The sequence below is a fragment of the Rosettibacter primus genome (assembly GCF_036860675.1).
GTDB lineage: Bacteria > Bacteroidota > Ignavibacteria > Ignavibacteriales > Melioribacteraceae > Rosettibacter > Rosettibacter primus.
Window position 1 is genome coordinate 1 of the sequence record NZ_JAYKGK010000019.1, and the last position, 10,458, is coordinate 10,458.

General features: G+C 28.5%; 11 protein-coding genes and 1 tRNA gene. 6 read left to right on the top strand and 6 right to left on the bottom strand.

The genetic code is table 11. The annotated features are described in order from the left end of the window. Positions 1-137: 137 nt before the first annotated feature. The 3 genes from VJY32_RS14180 (at position 138) to VJY32_RS14190 (ending at position 1,479) form a co-directional block, all read left to right on the top strand. Positions 138-211 (top strand) — tRNA-Met (locus tag VJY32_RS14180). 20 nt (positions 212-231) lie between these two features. Beyond that, complete coding sequence (secG, locus tag VJY32_RS14185; protein WP_353678588.1) at positions 232-567, top strand: preprotein translocase subunit SecG; 336 nt, start codon at positions 232-234, stop codon at positions 565-567. Positions 568-663: 96 nt separating this feature from the next. Beyond that, complete coding sequence (locus VJY32_RS14190) at positions 664-1,479, top strand: LOG family protein (protein WP_353678589.1); 816 nt, start codon at positions 664-666, stop codon at positions 1,477-1,479. A 35-nt stretch (positions 1,480-1,514) separates the two neighbouring features. Here VJY32_RS14190 and rpsU read toward each other — a convergent pair whose 3' ends face one another. The 4 genes from rpsU to VJY32_RS14210 form a co-directional block, all read right to left on the bottom strand. Continuing rightward, complete coding sequence (gene rpsU, locus VJY32_RS14195) at positions 1,515-1,718, bottom strand: 30S ribosomal protein S21 (RefSeq protein ID WP_353678590.1); 204 nt, start codon at positions 1,716-1,718, stop codon at positions 1,515-1,517. Between the two features lie 63 nt (positions 1,719-1,781). Continuing rightward, the gene (locus tag VJY32_RS14200) at positions 1,782-2,246 is read right to left on the bottom strand and encodes a universal stress protein (protein WP_353678591.1); all 465 of its coding nucleotides are present in this window, start codon (positions 2,244-2,246) and stop codon (positions 1,782-1,784) included. A gap of 11 nt (positions 2,247-2,257) precedes the next feature. After that, positions 2,258-2,890 carry a sigma-70 family RNA polymerase sigma factor gene (locus tag VJY32_RS14205; RefSeq protein ID WP_353678592.1) on the bottom strand — a complete coding sequence of 211 codons (633 nt, stop codon included), beginning with the start codon at positions 2,888-2,890 and terminating at the stop codon, positions 2,258-2,260. Positions 2,891-2,923: 33 nt separating this feature from the next. Beyond that, a complete protein-coding gene (locus VJY32_RS14210; RefSeq protein ID WP_353678593.1) occupies positions 2,924-4,318 on the bottom strand; it encodes a M14 family zinc carboxypeptidase in 1,395 nt (464 codons plus the stop codon). Between the two features lie 101 nt (positions 4,319-4,419). On the opposite strand from VJY32_RS14210, the gene VJY32_RS14215 reads away from it, so the two are divergent. After that, positions 4,420-4,959, top strand: a complete 540-nt coding sequence (locus tag VJY32_RS14215) for a thioredoxin family protein (protein WP_353678594.1) — start codon at positions 4,420-4,422, stop codon at positions 4,957-4,959. A 19-nt stretch (positions 4,960-4,978) separates the two neighbouring features. Here the strand turns inward: VJY32_RS14215 and VJY32_RS14220 are convergent, their stop codons facing one another. Further along, positions 4,979-5,710, bottom strand: coding sequence for a DUF2461 family protein (locus VJY32_RS14220; RefSeq protein ID WP_353678595.1), 732 nt, complete (start codon positions 5,708-5,710; stop codon positions 4,979-4,981). After that, positions 5,707-6,348, bottom strand: coding sequence for a hypothetical protein (locus VJY32_RS14225; protein WP_353678596.1), 642 nt, complete (start codon positions 6,346-6,348; stop codon positions 5,707-5,709). The genes VJY32_RS14220 and VJY32_RS14225 overlap by 4 nt, the downstream gene beginning before the upstream one ends. 111 nt (positions 6,349-6,459) lie before the next feature. Here VJY32_RS14225 and VJY32_RS14230 point away from each other — a divergent pair, with 111 nt between their 5' ends. Next, positions 6,460-6,954 carry a class IV adenylate cyclase gene (locus VJY32_RS14230; protein ID WP_353678597.1) on the top strand — a complete coding sequence of 165 codons (495 nt, stop codon included), beginning with the start codon at positions 6,460-6,462 and terminating at the stop codon, positions 6,952-6,954. Continuing rightward, positions 6,951-10,085, top strand: a complete 3,135-nt coding sequence (locus VJY32_RS14235; protein WP_353678598.1) for a PD-(D/E)XK nuclease family protein — start codon at positions 6,951-6,953, stop codon at positions 10,083-10,085. Before VJY32_RS14230 ends, VJY32_RS14235 begins: the two co-directional genes overlap by 4 nt. The last annotated feature ends 373 nt before the right edge of the window (positions 10,086-10,458 follow it).

Below are 10,458 nucleotides of genomic sequence, written 5' to 3' on the forward strand. Positions count from 1 at the left end.
CCTTTTTTAGCTCTTTAAACAGTCCCTTTTATTTTTCTATGTCGGAATTAAGAATAATAAAAACATAAAATTAGTTCAAGTCTATTTCTTGAAGTTTGGATTCATAGTCTTTATATTTACAACCCAAAATTTTTTATGGCGAGGTAGCTCAGCAGGTTAGAGCAGTGGAATCATAATCCACGTGTCGGGGGTTCGAATCCCTCCCTCGCTACATCTAAAAGGGAGATTAAGATGTATACATTGCTAATTACACTTGCACTTATTATTTCATTTTTATTGATAATAGTTGTATTGTTGCAATCGAGTAAAGGTGGTGGACTTGCCGGAACATTTGGCGGAAGTCAATTTGGGACTGTTTTTGGCACAAGAAGAACAGCCGATTTTCTTAGTAAAGCTACATGGTGGCTTGCAGGTGCATTAATTGTTCTATCAATTTTAATTAATCTGTTCTTTTTACCAGGAAAAACTACTGTTGAACAGAGAGAAAGTGTAATTCAGGGAAATGAACAACCAACAGTCCCCGCAACACCAGTTTTACCACAACAATCTTCACAACCAGGTAAATAATTTTAAATTGGCTGATTGTCTATCAGTCAGCCATAATTTAATAATGAAAAATGATAATGTTACATTTCATAGTCACTTCTTAATTAATCATGCAATATGAAAAAACCAATTAAACCCGTAAAAGCATATAAGAACATTGAATTCCTTAATTCTGCTGATGCAAGAACAATTAGAATCTTATCAGAATACTATGAACCAAAATCTCGTTTTGAAAAACACAAAATTGTTGATACGATAGTTTTTTTCGGGTCAGCAAGAATTATTTCAAGAAAAGAAGCATTAAAACTTGTAAATCAAGCTAAAAAAGGAAAAGGAGCAACAGCAAAAAAGAAATTTGACAGAGCAGTAAAATTACTTGAAATGTCAAAATACTATGAAGATGCTGTTGAACTTTCCAGAAAATTAACTGAATGGTCGATGAAACTTGATGGCAATGGTAATAGATTTATTATTTGTACAGGCGGTGGTCCAGGCATAATGGAGGCAGCAAACAAAGGAGCTTACCTTGCAGGCGGTCATTCAATTGGATTTAACATCAGCATTCCATATGAACAGTATGTCAATAAATATGTAGACCCCAAACTTGCTTTTGAATTTCATTATTTTTTCATGCGCAAGTTGTGGTTTGTTTACTTAGCTAAAGCTCTAATTGTATTTCCCGGTGGCTTTGGAACTATGGATGAACTTATGGAAGTTCTAACACTGGTTCAGACAAAGAAAGTTGTTAAAAAAATGAAAATTATTATTTATGATGAAGCATACTGGCGTAAAATCATAAATTTTGATGCACTTGTAGAACACGGAACAATTAGCAAAGAAGATATGAAATTATTTGACTTCTGTAATTCTATTGATGAAGCATTCGAAAAGATTACAGAACACTTCAAGAAATATTTCTTAAATAAAAAATAAAAAAACCCGTCATTGACGGGCATAAGAGATGCGTTTCAAGCTTTTTTGTCTTTTAAGGCTTGTTCTCGAGAAGCTCTCCGCTTAGCTTTAATTAAATCCATTCTTTTTTCAATTGAAGGTTTTACATAAAATGTTCTCTTCTTAAATTCCTTAAGAATACCGGAGCGCTCATATTTTTTCTTAAAGCGTTTTAGAGCTTTGTCGATACTCTCGTTCTCTTGAACGGTTATTCCTACCACTATTTATCACCTGCCTTTTTTTAGTTTTTAAATTTTTGCGCCGTAAACTTAATCAACTAAAATTTAATTGTCAATTTGTTCTTCTTCCGGTGTTATAACCAAAACAGGACACTTAGCATATCTGATTACTTTTTCTGCTACACTTCCTAAAAGTGTGTGTAGAATACCGGTTCTGCCATGAGTAGCAATTACAATTAATGCTTTTTCTACTTCTTTTGAGTATTTAACAATTTCTTCGTAATCAATTCCTTTACGGCAAACCTCAATTATTTCAACATTGGAATCATAGCGTAATTTTTTTGCTGCTTCGCTCAACTGCTTTTTTGCCTCTTCTTCCATATCCTTCATTATTTCTTCTTCAGAAACATCAACTGAACGCAAAGCTAAAAATGGAGGAGTTTTTTCAAGTACATAAATAAGGTGAATTTTTGCATTTATTTGTTCTGCTAAATCTCTCGCATAATCAAATGCGGAGTAGGATAAATTACTAAAATCTGTCGGAACAATAATGTTTTTAATATTGAACATAAAATTCCTTGTTAATTATTGTCGAAGTTTTTATTGCTAATTTTTTTAATCTTTCTTGATGAAATATAACCTTTGTCTTTTGCATAATCATAAAGCTGGGAATAAAGCATTTTTCTGGCTCTGTGTAAACGAGAACGAACAGTCCCTACTGGTATATCAACAAAATCCGCAATTTCTTCATAAGTAAATCCTTCAATATCACTAAGAATAATCACTGTTCTAAAATCTTCTGGTAGTTCGCTAATAGCCTTTGAAACTTCATCATCTAATGTATTACTAAATGCATCTTCTTCATAATGGTCATATTCAACCTCGTCTGATTTAATAGTTTCATAAAAATTCTGAACATCTTCATAATCAACTTTGTTCGGTTCTTTTACCTGTTTTCTATAATCATTAATAAAAGAATTTTTCATAATTCTAAATAACCATGCTTTGCAGTTTGTTCCTTTTTCAAACTTATCAAAGAATCTAAATGCTTTGAGATAAGTTTCCTGAACAAGGTCATCTGCATCTTCCTCATCACCAGTTAATCTAAGAGCAAAATTGTATAATGCATTCATATGAGGCAGTGCTTCTTTCTCAAATTCCTCATAAAGCTCTTTTAGATTCTCATTAGTTATTTTATTTTCTAACTGCTGCATTTATACTTTTAGTCGATATTCTATGTTGTAAATTTAATGAATCACAAGACCATTTAATATTCTATTTTTTGAATCATTCAGAACTTGAAAGAATCCATTAATAATAATGTAAATTTTATTCTTCTCTTTTGCGATTAATAAATTAGCATATTCATCTACAGCTAATTGAGGTTTATAATTTTTGTAACAAAGTATATTAATTGGTAAACTTGTATAATCTTTTTCATAATTATGTTTAGTTTGAAATATAAAACCATATCCTTCATTATGCAGTAAATTTAACTGCTCTATGTTCAGTTTTGTTCTGTTATTACTCAAAAATATTTGAGGAATTCCCACATCATAACCATTCAGATTATATTCTTCAATCCCATAATAAATTGATAAATCCCCTATCTCTTTAATTTTGCCTACATAATAAAATCGATTTGCATCAGAGTCATATTTTCTTTCTCTAATAATTCCAATATCTATTTTAAAAGATTTGTTGTTTTTTGTTATAGATAAATTTCTTAAAAGTAAATCAAAAAGAAGAGAATTATTTTCAGGAATAGAAAAATATTCTTCAACATTTTTTTCTTTGTAATCTTCATTTGCTATTGAATCAAATGCAGAAAGAAGAGAAATAAAATTCAGTTTTCTAATTTCACACTTTTCAGTATCTCCTCTCAAAAATCCTGATTCAATTAGGATAGAACTTATGTTAGCTTTTGTAAAATTATCACCAAAAGCTCTTGGTTCAAAATCATCATCATATCTGGCAATATTAAGCGGAATAAAATTGCTCAACACTTCATAAATCTTTAAGATTACCTGCATACTTTTTTTACGTGTCTCGGTAATACTTTTTTCGAAATCCGTTGGAGGTGCAAGTAAAGATATTGCTGCTGTGTTTGAACTTCTTCCAGCTGTATAGTAACTATTCTGATCATGCATATTGAATGCAAATTGGGGTTTTATTCTTTCTGCAAGATTCCACAATATTTTCGATTCATGTGCTTCAATTCTTAGCGCATCGCGATTTAAATCGATATTTAATGAATTTTCTCTTTTAAATAATTCCGCTCCATCAGGATTTAGCATTGGCACAAAATATATTTTTAAGTTCTCAAGAATATTCTTTTTAAAATCATTATAACTATGATTTTCTAAGAAAAAATTTATCAAATCGAATATTGATGCTGTTGCAGTTGGTTCATCGCCATGCATTTGACTCCACACAAGTGTTTTTATATTCCCTCTGCCGAGTGATAAAGAATAAATTTCCCTGCCTTCGATGGAGTGACCAATTAATTCAATTTCAAAAAGATTTTTTCTCTTAAGTTCTTCAATAATATTTTTAATTTGAGAATGTTTAATTAATGGAAGTGAAATTTTCTTTTCCTGATATTTTTCGAAATCATTATAAATTGTTTTATAATTAATCATGCTTTTCAAAAATTTTGTTAATTGATTTTTATACCTGTTTAATGCAAATTTAATCTGCAACTTATAATTATTAAAGTATAATTAAAAATAAAGGAAAATCTATGGCAACAGATACATTAAAAATTGGTTCACCAGCACCATATTTCAAACTATCAGCTGTTGATGGAAATGTATATTCATTAGATTCTTTTAAGGATAAAGAAGCTTTAATTGTCATCTTCAGCTGTAATCATTGTCCATATGTCCGTGCTTATGAAGATAGAATAATTCAAATACAAAATGATTATAAAGATAGATTACAAATTGTAGCAATTAACTCAAACGATACAACAAATTATCCAGAAGATTCTTTTGAAGAAATGATAAAAAGAGCAAAGGAAAAAAATTTTAATTTTCCTTATTTAAGGGATGAAACTCAGGAAATAGCCAAAGCTTATGGAGCCACTCATACACCTGAAATATTTTTATTCGATAAAGAGCGCAAACTTGTATTTCATGGGAAAATAGATGACAACTGGCAGGAACCATCTAAGGTTAAAACGCCTTATCTAAGAAATGCAATTGAAGAACTTCTTGCTAATAAGCCAATTTCTGTCCCGGAAACTTTTACTATTGGCTGCACAATTAAATGGAAAAATTAATTTAATCACACAATATTTTTTAGCTAACCATTTCACCGAAGTTATCTTCATATTTTTTTAATTCTTCCACAGGCTGCGGTGAAATAGCAAAACAGTAAAGCGGATAAAGTTGAGAAATCATTTTAATTGTTTCTAAAATTATTTCATCAGAAAACAAAACTTTATCCGCTATTTTTTTATTTCTTTCCAGAAGTATTAAGTCAATATCTTCTAAAAGAGAGTGATGTTTTTTAGCGTTAAATTTTTTTACGATTATTTCTGAATTATTCTCGAGGTCTGAAAGTGAATAATTATCATCAATTTTATATTTACTGCATATCTCTATTATTTCTCTTCTAAACTTTGAAAGATTCTGATTGAAGTATAAGTTATTCCCCTTTTTATTGTTAATAAATATTCCCATTGCAAAATTGCTTGAATCAAAATAAAGATAAAATTCACTGTCTAATTTAAATCTTCCAAAATGAATTAATAAAAAAGTTCTATAAGGTTCGCCTCTGGCAAATCTCATGTCTTTATTAAGCCGCATAATAGTTTCATTAAACTTTGGTTCAGAACGAATTGATGGATTAAGTCTGTTTAAGAAAGGAGCCATTTCTGATATAAATTCTTTTGCAGGTTCAATCAAATATTTCTGATAACGATTTTTATTTTGATGAAACCATTTTACATTGTTATTCTTTTCTAAATCCTTAAAGAATTGAAAAATTTCTTTACTGAATCCAGTGAATTTATTTTTAACTTCTTTCAATACATTATACCAAGATTAAGTGTCAAATAAAAATGTCCTAAATTTTTTCGAAATTTATTCGTCATGTTTTCAACACCTTTATCAAAAAGATGAACATAATAATACCTCACATTAACACCAGCTAAATTTCGTTTGCTTATTCCAAAGTTGGCTCCTATTCCTATATAACCACCGACTGCATAATGCATTTTAGCTTTCCCAAACGATGAAAAAAATTCTTCATTATAAGGCGTTGATACAACAAATGTAGGTCCAATTCCAGCATTGATATATGGACGAAGATTATCAGTTAATACATTATAAAATAATCTATACTGCAAACCAAAGTTTAATGGTATTAGAAAAACTCTATTTTCTTTTCCCAACACAAATGTATTTCCATACCAATCGACATATTCAACTTCTCTCTCATCTTTTGATTCTGAAAAAGATATATCTGCAAATCCAGTAATTACAGGCGTGAAATTTTTATGAATAAAAGCCCCTAATCCAAAACCACCTTCCCCAAACATTAAATCGACACCCCAGCTGTTTTCTGGAAAAACTTCGGGTTGTTTTTCTGGTGCAAATTCTCCGATTCGTTGTGCACCGATATTAATTGTAAAAATCATCATTAATAAAAAAGTTAATCGTTTCATAATTGCTATCCTTCTACTAACCTTGTTATTAAAATTATATTTTATATATTAAAAATCAATAAAGAATAATATTTACGAGCTTCTTACAATCAAAAAATATAAAGGTTCTTCATGGCTGTGAATCTCGAATTAAAAATTAAAATTAATTCTCCTAAGGGATACGAAAAAAAGCTGAAATTAAAAGGAGCAAAATTTATAGGCACAATAAAACAAAAAGATACTTATTATAAATTTCAAAACGGATTATTGAAGTTAAGAAAAGAAAAAAACAATTTTTATTTAATAAAATATTTGAGAGATGAAAAAGGGAAAAGATGGAGCAATTATGAAATAATTGAACTCAAGGGAAATAATCCCGAAAAATATCTTTCTGAAATTTTTAAAACAGAATGCGTAGTGGAAAAATCAAGAAAACTTTACATGTATGGGAATACACGAATTCATCTGGATAATGTTAAAAATCTTGGATGGTTTTTAGAATTAGAATCGGTTGTTGTAAATAATAAAAAATCTGCAGCAAAAGAATTTATAGAAGTTGTAAATTTTCTTAACATTGATTTATCAAAGCAAATAAGAAAATCATATAAAAATTTATTGTCAAAATGATATTAACAAAATTAAATATCAAAAAAGTTGATTTAGATTTTTTAATCAATGAAAAAATAAAAAACAATAGAGTAAATGAACTGCTGATAATTGTTCCTACAAATCGTAAAGTCCGAAATCTTAAAAAAGAAATTATTTCTTTAATGCCAAATCGTGCTGCAATTGAGTTGAATATCGAAACATTTGGAACTATATCGACAAAAATATTAAGCAGGATTAAATCATTCAGACAATTGAGCGAAGCTGCATCAATAATTTTTATCAAACAAAGTTTTGAAGAAATAAAACCAAGATATTTTTCGGTTTACAAAAATGAAATCCCGTTTGGAACACTTGACAGAATTAAAAATATCATTTCTGAATATAAAAGACATGGCATTACTCCAAAACATTTGAGGGAAGAAGCTGAAAAGCTCGAACGCTCAGAAAAGTTGAAAGCACTGGACATTTCAGATATTTATGAAAAATATATAAACAAATGTTTTAGTATAAATGCTTATGAAATTGGAGATATTTACAAACTATTATTGGAATTGGAAGATGAAAAATTGCAAAAGTGTTTCTCATCGATTTTTCCAGATGTAAAATTAATTGTGATAAATGGTTTTAATGAATTTACAGGACCGGAAATAAAAATAATTAACAGATTCTCGCAAACAAAAGGAATTGATTTATTTATAAATTTCGATTACAACAAAAAAAATAAATACATCTTTTCTCATCTTGACAATTGTTTCAATCAATTACTTGATTGTGGCTTTAAAATAATAAGTGATACTACGGAAGTTAGTTTACCTAAATTTAGAAAGATTATCAGAAATGAATTATTCAATTTTGATAAGGGAAAAAATAAATACAACTATAAAGACCGTGTTTATAAATTTTCAGCATATGACAGAGAAAGTGAAGTTGAATTTATTTCCAAACAAATAAAAAATCTTATAATTAAAGAGAAAGTTGACCCAGATAAAATTTGTGTTGCATTTAATTTAATCCAAAATTACTCTACAATAGTACGAGATATATTTACAAAAAATGGAATTCCTTTTAATCTTACAGACAGAATATTGCTTGATAATTCTAATCCTGTTAAAGCAATTATAAATTTTCTGGAAATAGTAGAAAACGAATATTATTATCAAAATATTTTTAGAGCATTAAGCAGCGGATATATAAAAACCAATAATATTGATTTATTTAATCTTTTCAAAGTTTCATCCGAATTAAAAATTGTATCTAAAAAAGAAAACTGGATTAATATCATCAACGAATCTATTGCCAATATTAAACTTAATTTTGATGAAGACAATGAAGAGAAAGATGATAAAATTGCATCATATCAAAAAGCTTTAAGTGATATAAAATCAATAATAGAATTATTAACACCTTTCGAAGAAAAACAAACTATAATACAATTCAAAGAAAATCTTTTGGATTTTATTAATAAATCATTCTTACCATACAAATTACTTTCAATCAGTCATAATCAGGAAGAAAATATTCGTGGTTTCAATAAGTTCATCGAAACAATAAGTGAAATTTTCGATTTACTTGAAGAAGAAAAAGGAAAAGATGAACTTTATGGAATTCACTTTTTTATGGACCAATTAAGAACTGCGTGCAACTGGGCAAGATTTAATGTAAAAGAAAAATCAAATTATGGAGTATTGATTACAAATCTGGAAGAAATTCGGGGGTTACAATTTGATTACTTATTTATTGGCGGCTTGTGTGATGGTGATTTACCAACAAGATATACGCCCGAAATATTTTCATCGGGCAAATTTCGCAAGCAAGCTGCTGTTCACCAAACCGAAGAAAGAAATCTTTTCTATCAAGCTTTAAATTGCTGGAATAAAAAATTATTTCTCAGTTATCCATTATCTGAAAGTGGAAAAGAAACTGTTGTTTCAACATTCCTAAAAGAATTTGAAAAAATATTTCTTATTTCTGAAATAAAGGATGAGCTTTCTAATAAAATAATTTCACTGGAAGAATTAAACATTTATTTAGGGAAAAATTATGATAACACTGAAATACTGAATTTCTTTAATTTAGATACGCAACTAATAAATTCTATTAAAGTAGAAAAAGAACGCGAAGAAAATATTTTTTCTGAATCTAGTTATAATGGAATATTGCTAAGTGATAATAATCTTGAAGAAACAATTATAAAACAAAAATTAAATTCATTTATTGAAAAACAATATTCAATATCCCAGCTTGAGACTTATGCAAAATGTCCATTCAAATTTTTCATAGAAAGAATTATCGGAATCAAAATAATCGAAGAACCTACTGAAGACATAGAGGCAATCGAATTAGGAAGAATACTTCACTCTATTCTTTATGAATTTTACACTAAAATTATTGAAGAAAAAATTGACATAAAAAGCGGTGATAAAAATATTCTTGAAAAAGCAAAAAAAATAATACTTGAAATTGCAGAGAAAAAAATATTGAATTCATTTTTCAAAGCACCTTTAACTTTTTATGAAAAAGAGAAACTGACAGGCATTGATAACAATTTTGATAATTCAATACTTGGGAAATTCATAACATATGAAGCTGAAACAAGTGATGACTACGAACCAAAATTTTTTGAGGTACAATTTGGGGCACTCAAAGAAGAGGAATCAGATAAAACGCTCAGCAGTCCAGAACCAATTCAAATTGATGGATTAAAACTCCGTGGTAAAATTGATAGAATTGAGCTATCAAAAAAAGATGATACTTTCAATATTGTAGATTATAAGTTGAGCGGGAATAAACCAACTATAAAAGAACTAAAGAATGGTTTATCGTTGCAGCTTCCAGTTTATTTATACGCTGCTAAAAATCTTCTTGAAAAAAAATATGGAAAAAAGTTTGGTGCAAACGAAATGATTATTTACTCGTTGAAATATTCAAAGGATGATTTTGGAAAACAAAAAATTTCTCTATCAAAAAGAAATGACAATGAAATTAAAAATCTTGATGAATTAATAAGCAGCACAATAAATCATATTAAAAATTATGTAGAATTAATTTCACAAGGGAAATTTAATTTATCTCCTCATGACGATAGAGAAAAGATCATATGCAGATTTTGTCAATTCAAATCTGTCTGCAGAATACAAACAACAATTTGAACAAAAGTCAAGAATAAAATTATAAGAAATTTTGTCTTGCTTGAAAACGAATAAAGGCTTTAATAATTTACACCCAAAATTATAAGAATTTTATTTTTATTATGACCCTAATGCGCATACTTGTTATAATGTCTATTATTTTATGTTACTTTCAGGCTTACAGATATCGCAAACATGAAATGTTTTATTACTTTTTCATACTTGCAGCTTCTGACCCAATACTTATAATCAGGTCGCTGCTGTTACATAACAATAATATCTGGAATTCATACTATACAGTCATGACCGTATTTTTAATTTTTTCTCTTCCAAGGTTGAATCTTAATTCCGACATAGAAAAATAAAAGGGACTGTTTAAAGAGCTAAAAAAGGG